The organism is Mesorhizobium sp. M0227, assembly GCF_040321855.1.
Taxonomy (GTDB): Bacteria; Pseudomonadota; Alphaproteobacteria; order Rhizobiales; family Rhizobiaceae; genus Mesorhizobium.
On sequence record NZ_JAMYSJ010000003.1, the window covers coordinates 104,278 to 119,100 of the forward strand.

Annotated in this window: 14 protein-coding genes; 9 read left to right on the plus strand and 5 right to left on the minus strand. The window is 62.2% G+C overall.

The window, feature by feature from the left end; all coding sequences use genetic code 11:
* Window position 1: 1 nt before the first annotated feature.
* The 9 genes from livM (at window position 2) to NKJ00_RS06095 (ending at window position 10,691) form a co-directional block, all read left to right on the plus strand.
* Window positions 2–1,597 carry a high-affinity branched-chain amino acid ABC transporter permease LivM gene (gene livM, locus NKJ00_RS06055; protein ID WP_023811802.1) on the plus strand — a complete coding sequence of 532 codons (1,596 nt, stop codon included), beginning with the start codon at window positions 2–4 and terminating at the stop codon, window positions 1,595–1,597.
* Window positions 1,597–3,153 (plus strand): ATP-binding cassette domain-containing protein, encoded by a 1,557-nt coding sequence (locus NKJ00_RS06060; protein ID WP_352629158.1) that lies wholly within the window; start codon window positions 1,597–1,599, stop codon window positions 3,151–3,153. Before livM ends, NKJ00_RS06060 begins: the two co-directional genes overlap by 1 nt.
* A complete protein-coding gene (locus NKJ00_RS06065; protein ID WP_127296224.1) occupies window positions 3,153–3,881 on the plus strand; it encodes an ABC transporter ATP-binding protein in 729 nt (242 codons plus the stop codon). The genes NKJ00_RS06060 and NKJ00_RS06065 overlap by 1 nt, the downstream gene beginning before the upstream one ends.
* Window positions 3,882–3,992: 111 nt before the next feature.
* Window positions 3,993–4,340 (plus strand): DUF6867 family protein, encoded by a 348-nt coding sequence (locus NKJ00_RS06070; protein WP_023811804.1) that lies wholly within the window; start codon window positions 3,993–3,995, stop codon window positions 4,338–4,340.
* A gap of 138 nt (window positions 4,341–4,478) precedes the next feature.
* On the plus strand, window positions 4,479–5,597 hold the full coding sequence (locus NKJ00_RS06075; protein WP_127296222.1) for a branched-chain amino acid ABC transporter substrate-binding protein: 1,119 nt from the start codon (window positions 4,479–4,481) through the stop codon (window positions 5,595–5,597).
* A 284-nt stretch (window positions 5,598–5,881) separates the two neighbouring features.
* Window positions 5,882–9,340, plus strand: a complete 3,459-nt coding sequence (gene pyc / locus NKJ00_RS06080; RefSeq protein WP_352629160.1) for a pyruvate carboxylase — start codon at window positions 5,882–5,884, stop codon at window positions 9,338–9,340.
* A gap of 155 nt (window positions 9,341–9,495) precedes the next feature.
* A complete protein-coding gene (locus NKJ00_RS06085; protein ID WP_013529099.1) occupies window positions 9,496–9,756 on the plus strand; it encodes a DUF2312 domain-containing protein in 261 nt (86 codons plus the stop codon).
* Window positions 9,757–9,931: 175 nt separating this feature from the next.
* On the plus strand, window positions 9,932–10,372 hold the full coding sequence (locus tag NKJ00_RS06090; RefSeq protein ID WP_352629162.1) for a hypothetical protein: 441 nt from the start codon (window positions 9,932–9,934) through the stop codon (window positions 10,370–10,372).
* Between the two features lie 7 nt (window positions 10,373–10,379).
* A complete protein-coding gene (locus tag NKJ00_RS06095) occupies window positions 10,380–10,691 on the plus strand; it encodes a hypothetical protein (RefSeq protein WP_127270382.1) in 312 nt (103 codons plus the stop codon).
* Between the two features lie 80 nt (window positions 10,692–10,771).
* On the opposite strand, the gene msrB is transcribed toward NKJ00_RS06095, so the two are convergent.
* The 5 genes from msrB to NKJ00_RS06120 all read right to left on the minus strand — a co-directional run bounded on the left by msrB (window position 10,772) and on the right by NKJ00_RS06120 (window position 14,750).
* On the minus strand, window positions 10,772–11,176 hold the full coding sequence (gene msrB / locus NKJ00_RS06100) for a peptide-methionine (R)-S-oxide reductase MsrB (protein WP_127270383.1): 405 nt from the start codon (window positions 11,174–11,176) through the stop codon (window positions 10,772–10,774).
* A gap of 187 nt (window positions 11,177–11,363) precedes the next feature.
* Entirely contained in the window at window positions 11,364–12,161 is a 798-nt protein-coding gene (locus NKJ00_RS06105; protein WP_352629164.1) for an MBL fold metallo-hydrolase, read from the minus strand.
* A gap of 19 nt (window positions 12,162–12,180) precedes the next feature.
* A complete protein-coding gene (locus NKJ00_RS06110; RefSeq protein WP_352629166.1) occupies window positions 12,181–13,371 on the minus strand; it encodes a vWA domain-containing protein in 1,191 nt (396 codons plus the stop codon).
* A gap of 7 nt (window positions 13,372–13,378) precedes the next feature.
* Window positions 13,379–13,825: a GNAT family N-acetyltransferase gene (locus NKJ00_RS06115; protein WP_352629168.1), complete on the minus strand. Its 447-nt coding sequence runs from the start codon at window positions 13,823–13,825 to the stop codon at window positions 13,379–13,381.
* A gap of 85 nt (window positions 13,826–13,910) precedes the next feature.
* Complete coding sequence (locus NKJ00_RS06120) at window positions 13,911–14,750, minus strand: AAA family ATPase (protein WP_023811813.1); 840 nt, start codon at window positions 14,748–14,750, stop codon at window positions 13,911–13,913.
* Between the last annotated feature and the right edge of the window lie 73 nt (window positions 14,751–14,823).

Genomic DNA, 14,823 nt, shown 5'->3' on the forward strand with positions numbered 1-14,823 from the left:
TATGGCCGTCACCGTATCTCCGGAGCGCGACACCGTCGCCACCCCCATGCAGCGCGCGTTGCGCGAGGCACTTTATGCCGCTGCCATATCGTTCGGCCTGTTCGTGCTGTTCATCGGCCTGAAGACCGGCCAGAACATTTCCAATGAACTGGTCCTGACGACACGCTGGGGCCTGCTTGCCGCCGTGGTGATCGCCACGGCTGTCGGGCGCTTCCTCTATGTCGCTTATGGCCAGCCCTTCCTCGCCAACCAGAAGATCACCGACGTCGCCACCGGCCTGCTGCCGGCCAGCGTGGCGTCACGCTTCTTCCAGTTGCCGGCCTTCATCGTGGCCTTGGTCGCGGCGGTGGTGTTGTTTGCGGTCAACAGCTCTCTCGTCGGATGGGTGGGAGCCGAGCCGGCGGGCTATCTGCAGTTCCTGCGCGCCCTGGCAGTCATCTATGTGCTGGCCTGCGTGATCTATTATTTCCGGGGCTTCATCCATGCTAACTTCACCAAACTCGGCATTGCCGCGCTGATCCTCTATCCGATCCTGGTAGTGGCGATCCTGTCGCTGATGTCCTGGTCGTTCGTCGGCGGTCTGCAAGGTTCGCTGAAATGGGTCGACAATTTCGGCATCCAGATCCTGATCTATGTGATGCTGGCCTGGGGCCTGAACATTGTCGTCGGCCTCGCCGGCCTGCTCGACCTCGGTTATGTCGCTTTCTACGCGGTCGGCGCCTATGCCTATGCGCTGCTCGGCACGCAATACGGCCTGTCGTTCTGGATCCTTTTGCCGGCCGCCGGCGCCATGGCCGCCTTCTGGGGCGTGCTGCTCGGTTTTCCGGTGCTGCGCCTGCGTGGCGACTATCTGGCGATCGTCACCTTGGCTTTCGGTGAGATCATCCGCCTGGTCCTGATCAACTGGCGTGAGGTCACCAACGGTTCGGCCGGTATTTCCGGCATTCCGAAGGTCACCTTCTTCGGCCTGATGACCTTCAACGTGTCGGACCCCAATTACATCGCCAAGGTGCTGCATCTCGCGACATCGAGCGCCTACTACAAGATCTTCCTCTATTACCTGATCCTGGCGCTGGCGCTGCTGACAGCCTTCGTTACCATCCGGCTGCGGCGCATGCCGGTCGGCCGTGCCTGGGAAGCGTTGCGGGAGGACGAGATCGCCTGCCGTTCGCTCGGCATCAACACCACCACTACGAAGCTTACAGCCTTTGCCACGGGTGCGATGTTCGGCGGCTTCGCCGGCGCGTTCTTCGCCGCACGGCAGGGCTTCGTCAGCCCGGAATCCTTCGTCTTCCTGGAATCGGCCATCATCCTGGCCATCGTCGTTCTCGGTGGCATGGGCTCGCTGGTCGGCATCGCGGTCGCCGCAATGGTGATGATCGGCGGTACCGAGGCGTTGCGCGAACTCGACTTCCTCAAGCAGGTCTTCGGACCGGACTTCACACCGGAACTCTACCGCATGCTTCTGTTCGGCATGGCCATGGTCATCGTCATGCTGTGGAAGCCGCGCGGCTTCGTCGGCAGTCGTGAACCAACCGCCTTCCTCAAGGAGCGAAAGGCTGTCTCAAGCTCCTTCACCAAGGAGGGACACGGCTGATGAATGCGAACCCTGTTCAGAAAGCCACTTCGGGCACGAACGACGCTATCCTGCAGGTCGATCATCTGTCGATGAAGTTCGGTGGTCTGGTGGCCATCGGCGATCTGTCTTTCGCCGCCAAGCGCGGCGAGATCACCGCGCTGATCGGCCCCAATGGCGCCGGCAAGACCACGGTGTTCAACTGCATCACCGGCTTCTACAAGCCCTCGGAAGGCATGATCACGCTCAACCGGAACGATGGTTCGACCTTCCTGCTCGAGCGGCTGCCCAACCATGAAATCCCGGCGCGCGCCAAGGTGGCGCGCACCTTCCAGAACATCCGCCTGTTCTCCGGCATGACCCTGCTGGAGAACCTGCTGGTCGCCCAGCACAACAAACTGATGAAGGCATCGGGCTACACGGTGCTTGGCCTGTTCGGCTTCAGCGGCTATCGCAAGGCCTCGGCCGAATCGGTGGAGCTCGCCAAGCATTGGCTGGAAAAGGCCGATCTTGTCGACCGTGCCGACGACCCGGCCGGCGACCTGCCCTATGGCGCGCAGCGCCGTCTCGAAATCGCTCGCGCCATGTGCACGGGACCCGAGCTTCTGTGCCTCGATGAACCGGCGGCCGGCCTCAATCCGAAGGAATCGGCGGCGCTCAACGAGCTGCTGATCGACATCAAGAACACATCCGGCACCTCGATCCTGTTGATCGAGCATGACATGTCGGTGGTCATGCAGATATCCGACCATGTCGTGGTGCTGGAGTACGGCCGCAAGATTTCCGACGGCAGTCCGCAGTCGGTACGCACAGATCCGCGCGTCATCGCCGCCTATCTCGGCGTCGACGACGAGGAAGTCGAGGCGGTCCTCACCGAAGTCGGCGACGAAGATGTCATCGAACAGCTCGATACAGGGCCGGATGCCGCGCATGGTCCGGGAACATCGTCGTCCTATCTCGCCGGGCCGGTGACCGACACTGTCGGCCATAGTTCGGGCGAGCGGGTTACGGTGGCCAAGGGAGCGTCAAAGGCCGGTCAGGTCGACGCCAGGTCGCTCGCCGCGGCAAACAAGGCAGCCTCGCTGGCAGCCGTGCCGGCGGCGAAGGCAAAGCCTGCTCCGAAAGCGGCGTCAAAGGCGGCAACCGGCACGGCGGCGAAGTCGACCGCATCGGCCAAGCCTACAGCCAAGGCCCCGGCGAAGGCTGGAGAGATCTCCAACCGGCTGGCTGCGCCTCGCGGCGGCAAGGCCGACAATTTGACCCGCATCAAGGGCATCGGTACGGTCAACGAGAAGAAGCTCAACGATCACGGCATCTTCCACTTCGACCAGATCGGCGCCTGGAAAAAGGCCGACGTCGAGGCCGCCGAAGCCTATCTCGCCTTTGACGGACGTATCGCGCGCGAGGAATGGGTCAAACAGGCCAGGCTGCTCGGCCAGGGCAAGGACACGGAATTCTCGCGCCGCGTCGACGCGGGCAAGGTGGCGACAAGCCATGCTTCCGCAAAGACTGCAAAGGCAGCCTCCGGAAAGACCGCGAGCAAGACCGCGGCGGGCAAGCGTGGAGGGGGCAAGTGATGGCCGCGACAACGCTGCTCGATATCAAGGGCGTGCAGACTTACTACGGCAACATCCGAGCCTTGAACGGCGTCGATGTCACTGTGAAGGAAGGTGAGATCGTGGCGCTGATCGGTGCCAATGGCGCCGGCAAGTCGACGCTGATGATGACCATTTTCGGCGCGCCGCGGGCTCGCGCCGGCACCATCACCTTTGCCGGCACCGACATAACCCAGATGCCGACGCACGAGATCGCGCGCATGCGCATTGCCCAGTCGCCCGAGGGCCGGCGGATCTTTCCGCGCATGACGGTGATGGAAAACCTGCAGATGGGCGCCAGCCTCGACAACCTCAAGCATTATGACGAGGACGTCGAGAAGGTGTTCACGCTGTTCCCGCGTTTGAAAGAGCGCATCACCCAGCGCGGCGGCACGCTGTCGGGCGGTGAGCAGCAGATGCTGTCGATCGGACGCGCGCTGATGGCACGACCGAAGCTGCTTTTGCTCGACGAGCCGTCGCTGGGTCTCGCGCCGCTGATCGTCAAGCAGATCTTCGACGCCATCCGCGAACTGAACCGCACCCAGGGGCTGACCGTGTTCCTGGTCGAGCAGAACGCCTTCGGCGCGCTCAAGCTCGCCACGCGCGGCTACGTCATGGTCAACGGCAATGTGACGATGAGCGGCACCGGCAAGGAGCTGCTCGCCAATCCGGAAGTGCGCGCCGCCTATCTCGAAGGCGGACACCACTGAGTTCGGAGCGGAATGCGTGCATTCGCCATTCCGCTCCAGATTGTTTGTTTGTCGCATGATCTTGTCCGGAAAGTCCGCAACTTTTCGGGATCATGCTAAGGAGACTTCACCATGCAGGGCATTCTTTACGAGGAACCCTCGATCTGGCAGTTCTTCTTCGTCACCTGTCTGCTCGGCGGCTGGGCGGCGTGGATGACGGGCAAGGCCAGTGCTCAGACGTGGCGCAGCTTCATCCAGCTGTTCGCCTATATGCTGGGCCTCGGCATCGCGATCCGCTTCATCCATCACGCGCTGTTCGGCGGCACCATGTTCTCGCTGCACTATTATGTCGTCGACACCATCGTGCTGATGATCCTCGGCTTCGTCGGCTATCAATACACGCGCACCAACCAGATGGTGACACAGTATAATTGGCTCTACGAAAGAGCTTCACTCTTGAGCTGGAAACCGAAAGGTTGACGTTCATCATTAACGCCGCCTCGAAATTGAATCGGCGTGACAAGTGCCTGAAAATCGGCAAACTATGCTTTCTGCGATAAGGGTGGGCATCGCATGAAAGCTTCATCCACGCCCACTCCGTTAATGGGAGCGTTTTAAATGAAAAAGTCACTTTTGTCCGCCGTCGCCCTGACCGCGCTGGTCGCGTTCGGCGGCAACGCGTGGGCTGACGTCATGTTCGGCGTCGCAGGTCCGATCACCGGTCCGAACGCCGCCTTCGGCGCGCAGCTTCAGAAGGGCGCGGAAGCTGCTGTCGCCGACATCAATGCCAAGGGCGGCATCAATGGCGAGCAGATCAAGCTTGAGGTCGGCGACGACGTTTCCGATCCGAAGCAGGGTATCTCGGTCGCCAACAAGTTCGTCGGCGACGGTGTCAAGTTCGTGGTCGGCCACTTCAACTCGGGCGTCTCGATCCCGGCATCGGAAGTCTATGCGGAAAACGGCATCGTCGAAGTGACGCCGGCCGCTACCAACCCGCAGTTTACCGAGCGCGGTCTGTGGAACGTGTTCCGCACCTGCGGACGCGATGACCAGCAGGGCAGCATTGCCGGCGCTTATCTCGCCGCGAACTTCAAGGACGCCAAGATCGCCGTCGTGCACGACAAGACCACCTACGGCCAGGGCCTTGCCGACGAAACCAAGAAGGCAATGAATGCCAAGGGCCTGACGGAAGTCATGTATGAAGGCATCAATGTCGGCGACAAGGACTTCTCGGCGCTGATCGCCAAGATGAAGGAAGCCGGCGTTTCGATCATCTATTGGGGCGGCCTGCACACCGAAGCCGGCCTGATCATCCGCCAGGCGGCCGACCAGGGCCTCAAGGCGACGCTGGTCTCCGGCGACGGCATCGTGTCGAACGAACTGGCTTCGATCGCGGGTGACGCGGTTGCGGGCACGCTCAACACGTTCGGCCCGGATCCGCGCCTGATCCCCGCCAACAAGGAACTCGTCGAGAAGTTCCGCGCGCAGGGTTTCGAACCTGAAGCCTACACGCTCTACTCCTACGCCGCCGTGCAGGCTATCGCCGAGGCAGCGACCGCTGCCAAGTCGAACGATCCGCAGGCAGTTGCCAAGGCGCTGCATGAAAACGGCCCGTTCAAGACCGTGCTCGGCGATCTGTCCTATGACGCCAAGGGCGACCCCACGCTGCCCGGCTACGTGATGTACGAATGGAAGAAGGGCGACGACGGCAAGTACACCTACATCCAGAAGATGTAAGACTCGTCAGTCTCCAGACCGTTTACGGATGCCCGGCGCCTCGCGCCGGGCATTTTCTTTTTGTCATCAGGGGCGGCCGATGGAGCCGGGTCCCTTAGCCGGGAATGATCGCGCGTCACGGCAGAGCCGGCGCTTTTTCTGGCTGTTTGGATGAATGCGAAGGCCTCTGGCGCAATGATTCCATTTCAATCGGTTTAAATGTGCGTCAAATTTGTTTGCACTGCAGCATTTTCACGCTAATCATTGCGCCGATTTCTCTTCCTTCCGTTGCTGGAGCCCAGTCCTTGGCCATCACGAAGATCCTCGTCGCCAACCGGTCCGAAATCGCCATTCGCGTCTTTCGCGCGGCCAACGAACTCGGCCTCAAAACCGTGGCGATCTGGGCCGAGGAGGACAAATACTCCCTGCACCGTTTCAAGGCCGACGAGAGCTACCAGGTTGGGCGTGGGCCGCATCTGACCCGGGACATGGGACCGATCGAAAGCTATCTGTCGATCGAGGAGGTGATCCGCGTCACCAGGCTTTCGGGCGCCGATGCCATTCATCCGGGCTACGGCCTTTTGTCGGAAAGCCCCGAATTCGCCGACGCCTGTGCCGAGGCCGGCATCACCTTCATCGGGCCGAAGCCGGACACGATGCGGCGGCTCGGCAACAAGGTCGCCGCGCGCAACCTCGCCATCGAACTCGGCGTGCCGGTGATCCCCGCCACAGATCCGTTGCCGGACGACATGGACGAGGTCAAGAAACTGGCAAAGGAAATCGGCTATCCGGTGATGCTGAAGGCATCATGGGGCGGCGGCGGCCGCGGCATGCGCGCCATCCGCGCCGAAGCCGACCTTGCCCGTGAAGTCACGGAAGGCAAGCGCGAGGCGAAGGCCGCCTTCGGCAAGGACGAGGTCTATCTCGAAAAGCTGATCGAGCGCGCGCGCCATGTCGAGGTGCAGGTGCTGGGCGACACCCATGGCAATGCGGTGCACCTGTTCGAGCGCGACTGTTCGATCCAGCGCCGCAACCAGAAGGTCGTCGAGCGGGCGCCGGCGCCCTACCTCGAAATGTCGCAGCGCGAGGAGCTTTGCGGCCATGCGCTGAAGATCGCCCGCGAGACCAGTTATATCGGCGCCGGCACGGTCGAGTTCCTGCAGGACGCCGACACCGGCAAATTCTATTTCATCGAGGTCAACCCGCGCATCCAGGTCGAGCACACCGTCACCGAGCAGGTGACCGGCATCGATATCGTCAAGGCGCAGATCCATATCCTCGACGGCTTTGCCATCGGCACACCGGAATCAGGCGTGCCGGCGCAGAAGGACATAAGGCTGAACGGCCACGCGCTGCAGTGCCGCATCACCACGGAAGACCCCGAGCACAATTTCATCCCCGACTACGGACGCATCACCGCCTATCGCGGCGCAACAGGCTTCGGCATCCGCCTCGATGGCGGCACCGCCTATTCGGGCGCTGTCATCACCCGCTTCTACGATCCGCTGCTGGAGAAGGTGACGGCGTGGGCGCCGACGCCGGCCGAGACGATCGCCCGCATGAACCGGGCGCTGCGCGAGTTCCGCATCCGCGGCGTCGCCACCAATCTGACCTTCCTCGAAGCGATCATCAACCATCCGAGCTTCGCCGATAATTCCTACACGACCAAGTTCATCGACACGACGCCGGAACTGTTCCAGCAGGTCAAGCGCCAGGATCGCGCCACCAAGCTCATCAACTATCTCGCCGACGTCAGCGTCAACGGCCATCCCGAGACGCGCGGCCGGCCGCAGCCGAAGGCCGATGCCGCGGCGCCCGTGGTGCCTTACCTCAACGGCAATGTGCCCGGCGGCAGCAAGCAGAAGCTGGATGTGCTCGGGCCGGAGAAGTTCGCCGCCTGGATGCGCGACCAGAAAGAGGTGTTGGTCACCGACACGACGATGCGCGACGGCCATCAATCGCTGCTCGCGACGCGCATGCGTACGCATGACATTGCCGGCATCGCCGGTACGTATGCGCGCGCCTTGCCGCAGCTTCTATCGCTGGAATGCTGGGGCGGCGCCACCTTCGACGTCGCCATGCGCTTCCTCACCGAGGATCCGTGGGAGCGGCTGTCGCTGGTGCGCGAGGCGGCGCCCAATCTGCTGTTGCAGATGCTACTGCGCGGCGCCAATGGCGTCGGCTACACCAACTATCCCGACAATGTCGTGCAGCATTTCGTCAAGCAGGCAGCAAGCGGTGGCATCGACCTGTTCCGGGTCTTCGATTGCCTGAACTGGGTCGACAATATGCGCGTCGCCATGGATGCGGTCGGCGCCGAGGGTAAGCTGATCGAAGCGGCGATCTGCTACACCGGCGACATCCTCGATCCGGCGCGGGCGAAATACGACCTCAAATACTATGTCGGCCTGGCCAGGGAATTGCAGGCGGCCGGCGCCCACATCATTGCCGTCAAGGACATGGCCGGACTGCTGAAGCCGGCGGCGGCACGCGTGCTGTTCAAGGCGCTGCGCGAGGCGACCGACCTGCCGATCCATTTCCACACCCACGACACGTCGGGCCTGTCGGCGGCGACGGTGCTGGCGGCGGTGGAAAGCGGCGTCGACGCCATAGACGCGGCGATGGATGCTTTCTCCGGCAACACCTCGCAGCCATGCCTTGGCTCGCTCGTCGAGGCGCTGAAGGGCACCGAACGCGACCCCGGTCTCGACCCGCAATGGATCAGGAAAATCTCGTTCTACTGGGAAGCGGTGCGCAACCAGTACGCCGCCTTTGAAAGCGACCTCAAGGGGCCGGCTTCGGAAGTCTATCTGCACGAGATGCCGGGCGGGCAGTTCACCAATTTGAAGGAACAGGCGCGCTCGCTCGGACTGGAGACGCGCTGGCACGAGGTGGCGCAGACCTATCACGACGTCAATCTGATGTTCGGCGACATCGTCAAGGTGACGCCGTCCTCCAAGGTCGTCGGCGACATGGCATTGATGATGGTCAGCCAGGATCTCACCGTTGCCGATGTCGAAAACCCGGACAAGGATATCGCATTCCCGGATTCGGTCGTCTCGATGCTGCGCGGCGACCTTGGCCAGTCGCCAGGCGGGTGGCCGGCGGCGCTGCAGGGGAAGGCGCTGAAGGGCGACAAGCCGATCACGGTGCGGCCCGGCTCACTGCTCAAGCCAGCCGACCTAAAGGCCAACCGCAAGGAAATCGAGGAGAAGCTCGAGCGCAAGCTGTCGGAGTTCGAATTCGCCTCGTGGCTGATGTATCCAAAGGTGTTTACGGATTTCGCCGGAGCGCAGGAAACCTATGGGCCGGTCAGCGTCCTGCCGACGCCGACCTATTTCTACGGCATGAAGCCGGAAGACGAGATCTTCGTCGACATCGAGAAAGGCAAGACGCTGGTGGTCCGATGCCTTGCCATCGGCGATGTCGACGAAAAGGGCATGGTCACCGTGTTCTTCGAGCTCAACGGCCAGCCGCGTCGTGTCAAGGTGCCCGACCGGGCGCATGGCGCGTCCGCCGCCAAGGCCCGCCGCAAGGCCGAACCCGGCAACGAGGCGCATGTCGGCGCACCGATGCCGGGCGTCGTCTCGGCGCTTTCGGTGGCTGCCGGCCAGGCTGTGAAGGCCGGTGACGTGCTGCTTTCCATCGAAGCGATGAAGATGGAGACGGCGCTGCATGCCGAGCGCGACGGTACGGTCGCCGAGGTGCTGGTCAAGGCAGGCGACCAGATCGATGCCAAGGATCTGCTGATCGCTTTCAATTAGAGTTCGCAAAACGGACTGGTTGTCGGCTTCTGGCGGCAGCCCGCGTGGCTTGGTCGATAACGGCTTGACCCGTCGCCGCCGGTCGGGCATCGAACCGGCTCAAATTTTGCCGCAGTCGTCCGCGAGTCGCGGAGCCGATGCTTTTGGAGAAAAATATGGCCGACGATATCACCGATACCAGCCAGACTGTTGCCGCCGGCCAGCTGCGTGCCTTCATCGAGCGCATAGAGCGGCTCGAGGAAGAGAAGAAAACCATTTCCGACGATATCAAGGAAGTGTTCGCCGAGGCCAAGGGCACTGGGTTCGACACCAAGGCGATGCGCACGATCATCCGGCTGCGCAAGAAGGACCAGGCCGAGCGGCAGGAAGAGGAAACCATCCTCGATCTGTATAAGGCCGCACTCGGCATGGTGTAGAGACTATCTGGAAATTCTACTCCGGCGGTCATCTGGTGGCGTTTTCTGCGCTTCCGGTGCTCGCGTACTTTAAGTACGCTCCGCTCCGGTTCTCGAAACCACCACCATATGACTCGCCAGAGCGAATTTCGAAACAGGCTCGGGCCGAGCATGATGCCGGAGCGAGCATCGAGCCATGAGCGAATTCGACTTCGGCGCCCGCCGCGCCTCTGAATTCCGCCAGCGCGGCTTCTGGACGCTGTTCGCTGTGCGGCATCCGGAAGAAAGGGCTCTGATGGCGCGGCGCGGACCCTGGTTCTGGCAGCGCGGGCTGCCCGACTTCGCCTTGGTCCTTTCCATGTATGTCGCGCCGGCGCAGAGCCAGGTCGGCGTCTTCTTCGGTCGCAACGAGAAGTTCGGCGCCACGCAAGCCTGGTCGCGGCTGAAGCCGTTTCAGCGTGAAATCGAAGACAGGCTGAAGCTCAGGCCGGAACAGAGTTGCGAGGGCCTCGGCATCAATTCGATGTGGCGGGTGAACTGCTATGCCGAGGACAACTGGCCAGCCATGGCCGACTGGCTGGTGACCGAATGTTCGCGCTTCGAGCGTGCGGTAACCGAAGTCCTGGGGCAGGGATAGACATCCGGTGTTGCCAGAAGGTATCGGCTCCTTTTTCCGCTCACGCTGGCAAGGCCAGGTGCCGCTCGATCGGCTGTTCTGGCGCGACCTTGTCCTCGTCGGCACCGCGGTCAGCATCGCCGCATCGGTGCTGGCGCTCGTCTTGCTCGGATTGAAGTTGCCGCTCGGGCTTGTGCTGGCAGTGCATTTCGCGTCGGTGCCCTACAGCCTGTTCCTGACCTTGGCGGTGTGGCGGACCACCGAAAAGATTCCCGGGGCCAAGGCCTGGATGATGACGCTTGGCGCCACGCTGTGGCTGGTGGCGATGATCGTGGTCTGATCGTCTGCCCAGAGGGGGGCGACGGATATTTAAACGAAAAGGGCGACAGATGCCGCCCTATAGTGTCGAACCCGGATGGCTCAAGCCGAGGGCTCGAATTTCAGCGCCACGCCGTTGATGCAATAGCGCAGGCCGGTCGGCGGCGGGCCGTCCTCGAAGACATGGCCGAGATGGCTGCCGCAGCGGGCGCAATGGCATTCGGTGCGAACCATGCCGTAGCTGCGGTCGACGGTGTTTTCGACCGAGCCCGGCACCGGGTCGTTGAAGCTCGGCCAGCCGGTGCCGCTCTCGAACTTCAGCTTGGATTCGAACAAAGGCTGGTCGCAGCCGGCGCAGGAAAAGGTGCCGGCGCGCTTCTCGTAGAGCAAAGCGCAGCTTCCCGGCCGCTCGGTGCCGTGACCGCGCATGACGGCATACTGCTCCGGCGTCAGCCGGGCGCGCCATTCGGCGTCGGTGCGGGTTACAGGGTAGGTGTGGGTGTCCATGTGATCTCCTCAGCCTTGCCGGCTCGCTCCTACAGCGCCGCGCGTCCATCGGACGCGCAAGGGACGCTGTAGCACTTTGGTTTTCCTTTCCGAACCGGAGGTTCGGGGTCATGCGCGGATTGCAACCTCATATTCGCACCAAGATAGGCATTTGTTACGGCATTTTCCCGCATTTTCGATTGGGTTCTCATGCGATCGCCGCCAGATAGCGATCGACCGAAGCAGCCAACGCCGCTTTTGCGCCCCCGATGATGTTCTGGTTCCACCACGCGCCGTAGATATGGTCGAACGCGAATGGCTCCAGCGCCGCCGCGATGCGGCGCACGGCCGCTGCATTGAGCGGAATGTAGTTCGGATAGCTGTACATGAAGCTGACATGGCGGCGCGTCGGCGTCACCTGCAGGATATCGCCGGCCAGCAAGACGTCGCCGCCATCGCGTTTCCAGTGCAGCACCTGACCGCCGGCAAAGTGGCCACCGCAGCGGATGAGCGTCAGCGAAGGGTTTATGGCCAGCGTCTCGCCTTCCCAGCTGACGATCGCCTTGTGCGGTTGCATGATCCATTGGCGGTCATCGGCATGGAGATAAATCGGCACACCGCCAAACGCCTCGCCCCAACAGACCATCACCGAATAATAATGGCAGTGCGAGATGGCGATCGCCGCCAGGCCGCCGCGGCGGTTGATCTCGGCCACCGCCTCGTCGCTGACCATCGAAACGCAGTCCCACAGCACGTTGCCGTGTGGCGTCTGTGCCAGCAGCGCCCGCTGGCCGATGGCGAAGCGCGGCTCGATGCCGAAGGCGAGAACGCCGGCATCATCCTTCATCACAAGCCGATGCCCTTCAGCAAGTTCCTCCGGCGTGATCCACGCCTGCCCTTCCCAGCGCACATATTGGCGCTCGTCCTCGCAGATCGGGCAATGTTTTGGAGGCGTCTCTGTCGCCGCGAACTGGACGCCGCATTGCAGGCAGAGAAAGCAGGTCATCGGATCTCCTGTCAGTCTTTCAGTGTTTTCTTGAAAGCTGCCTGGTCGCGCCCTCAAGCCCGGCCAAAGTCAGCGGGAACATGCGGCCGCCGAAGATGTCGCGGATCATCGCAATCGAATGGGTGTAGCCCCAGTTCTTGGGGTCTTCGGGGTTCAGCCATACCGCGTTCGGCCATTGCTGCAGCAGACGGCCGAGCCAGACACTGCCTGCCTCCGGATTCCAGTGCTCGACCGAACCGCCGGGATGAGCGATCTCGTAAGGGCTCATCGAGGCGTCACCGACGACGATCACCTTGTAGTCCGGGCCATATTTGTGGAGGAGGTCGAAGGTCGGAATCACCTCGGCATGCCTGCGGCGATTATCCTTCCACACACCCTCATAGAGGCAGTTGTGGAAGTAAAAATATTCGAGCTGGCGGAATTCGGCGCGGGCGGCCGAGAACAGCTCCTCGACGCTCTTGATGTGGTCGTCCATCGAGCCGCCGACATCGAAGAACATCAAAAGCTTCACCGCGTTGCGCCGTTCGGGCCGCGTCTGCACGTCGAGATAGCCATGTTCGGCGGTGGCGTGGATGGTGCCGGGCAGGTCGAATTCCTCCTCGGCGCCTTCGCGCACCCAGCGACGCAAACGCTTCAGCGCGATCTTGATGTTGCGGGTGCCGAGTTCGACGGCATCATCGAAATTCCTGAACTCACGTCTGTCCCACACCTTCACCGCGCGGCGGTTGCGGCTTTCATGCTGGCCGATACGCACACCTTCGGGATTGTAGCCATAGGCACCGAAGGGCGAGGTGCCGCCGGTGCCGATCCATTTCGAGCCGCCCTGATGGCGGCCTTTTTGCTCTTCAAGCCGCTGTTTCAAGGTCTCCATCAGTTTCTCGAAACCGCCCAGCGCCTCGACCAGCTTTTTCTCTTCGTCGGTCAGGTGCTTTTCGGCGAGGCGGCGCAACCATTCCTCGGGAATGTCAGCGACATCGACGGCATCCGGCCCGCCCAGTGTTTCGATGCCCTTGAAGACATGCGCGAACACTTGGTCGAAGCGGTCGATGTGGCGCTCGTCCTTCACCAGCGCCGCACGGGCGAGGTAATAAAAGCCTTCGACGTCGTAGTCGACCAACCCGGCTTCCAGTCCCTCCATCAGCGACAGATATTCCCTGAGCGAAACGGGAACACGCGCGGCCTTCAGTTCGAGGAAGAAGGGGATGAACATTGTCTATCTACAGCAGATCATACTCAATGAAGCCCGTGCGCCGCGCCACATGGTCGTAGAGCTTGCGCGCGGTGGTGTTGGTCTCGTGTGTCATCCAGTAGACGTTCTTGACGCCGACTTTTTCGGCTTCCTGTTTCACTGCCTCGATCAGCGCAGCACCAATGCCCTTGCCGCGCACGTCAGGGTCGGCGAACAGATCCTGCAGATAGCAGTTGTTTTTTTCCGACCAGCCTGAGCGGTGGTAGAGATAGTGGGTGAGGCCAACCGCCTTGCTGTCCAGCGTGGCGATGAAGCCTTTCGGCTCGAACTCACCTTCGGTGAACAGCCGCTTCCAGGTGATGGCGTAGACCTCTTCCGGCAGCTTCGTCTCATAGAAGGTGAGGTAGTCGGTCCACAGCCGCCGCCAATCGGCGCGGTCGGACTGCGCGAGCGGGCGGACGATAATCTCAGCCATGTCATCTCCTCTGAAGGTTTGGCCGAGGCTGCCTGCCTGTTCGGCTGCTGGCAACGGTCCACAGAAGCGAAAGCGCTGCTGCTACCTATTGCTGCCTTCGTGCCATGAACGCCAGCCGCTCGAACAAATGCACGTCCTGCTCGTTCTTCAGCAATGCGCCATGCAACTTGGGCAGGGCGTTCTTCGGATCGGCGCGCAGATCTTCCGGCGCGATGTCGTCGGCGACCAGCAGCCTTATCCAGTCGAGCGCCTCGGAGGTCGACGGCTTCTTCTTCAAGCCGGGCACGTCGCGGATTTCGTAGAACTGGGTCAGCGCCGCGCGCACCAGGTTCTGCTTGATGCCGGGATAGTGGACATCGACGATTCTATGCAGCGTGTCGACGTCGGGAAAGCGGATGTAGTGGAAGAAGCAGCGGCGCAGGAACGCGTCCGGCAACTCCTTCTCGTTGTTGGAGGTGATGATGACGATCGGCCTGACGGCGGCGCGGATGGTTTCGCCGGTCTCGTAGACGAAGAACTCCATCCGATCGAGTTCCTGCAGGAGGTCGTTGGGGAATTCGATGTCGGCCTTGTCGATCTCGTCGATCAAAAGCACGACCTTCCTGCCGGCGGCGAACGCCTCCCAGAGCTTGCCGCGCTTGATGTAGTTCCTGATGTCGTTGAAGCGCTCGTCGCCAAGCTGGCTGTCGCGCAGGCGCGAGACGGCGTCATATTCGTAAAGGCCCTGCTGCGCCCTGGTGGTCGACTTGACGTGCCATTCGATGAGGTCGAGGCCAAGTGCTGACGCCACCTGGCGGGCCAGCTCCGTCTTGCCGGTGCCTGGCTCGCCCTTGACCAGCAAGGGCCGCTCCAGCGCGATCGCCGCGTTGACGGCCACCATCAGATCCTTGTCGGCGACATAGGCCGCCGTGCCTTCGAAACGCATTCTTGCTCCTCGGTTGATCATGGCAACCGTAAGGACGCGGCTCACCCTGTGCAAGGGTGCGCCGGCCGCGACG

Bases quoted from the DNA above. Each gene is read 5' to 3' on its own strand.
- livM (WP_023811802.1), top strand. From the start codon at position 2: ATGGCCGTCACCGTATCTCCGGAGCGCGACACCGTCGCCACCCCCATG.
- NKJ00_RS06060 (WP_352629158.1), top strand. From the start codon at position 1,597: ATGAATGCGAACCCTGTTCAGAAAGCCACTTCGGGCACGAACGACGCT.
- NKJ00_RS06065 (WP_127296224.1), top strand. From the start codon at position 3,153: ATGGCCGCGACAACGCTGCTCGATATCAAGGGCGTGCAGACTTACTAC.
- NKJ00_RS06070 (WP_023811804.1), top strand. From the start codon at position 3,993: ATGCAGGGCATTCTTTACGAGGAACCCTCGATCTGGCAGTTCTTCTTC.
- NKJ00_RS06075 (WP_127296222.1), top strand. From the start codon at position 4,479: ATGAAAAAGTCACTTTTGTCCGCCGTCGCCCTGACCGCGCTGGTCGCG.
- NKJ00_RS06085 (WP_013529099.1), top strand. From the start codon at position 9,496: ATGGCCGACGATATCACCGATACCAGCCAGACTGTTGCCGCCGGCCAG.
- NKJ00_RS06090 (WP_352629162.1), top strand. From the start codon at position 9,932: ATGAGCGAATTCGACTTCGGCGCCCGCCGCGCCTCTGAATTCCGCCAG.
- msrB (WP_127270383.1), bottom strand. From the start codon at position 11,176: ATGGACACCCACACCTACCCTGTAACCCGCACCGACGCCGAATGGCGC.
- NKJ00_RS06105 (WP_352629164.1), bottom strand. From the start codon at position 12,161: ATGACCTGCTTTCTCTGCCTGCAATGCGGCGTCCAGTTCGCGGCGACA.
- NKJ00_RS06110 (WP_352629166.1), bottom strand. From the start codon at position 13,371: ATGTTCATCCCCTTCTTCCTCGAACTGAAGGCCGCGCGTGTTCCCGTT.
- NKJ00_RS06115 (WP_352629168.1), bottom strand. From the start codon at position 13,825: ATGGCTGAGATTATCGTCCGCCCGCTCGCGCAGTCCGACCGCGCCGAT.
- NKJ00_RS06120 (WP_023811813.1), bottom strand. From the start codon at position 14,750: ATGCGTTTCGAAGGCACGGCGGCCTATGTCGCCGACAAGGATCTGATG.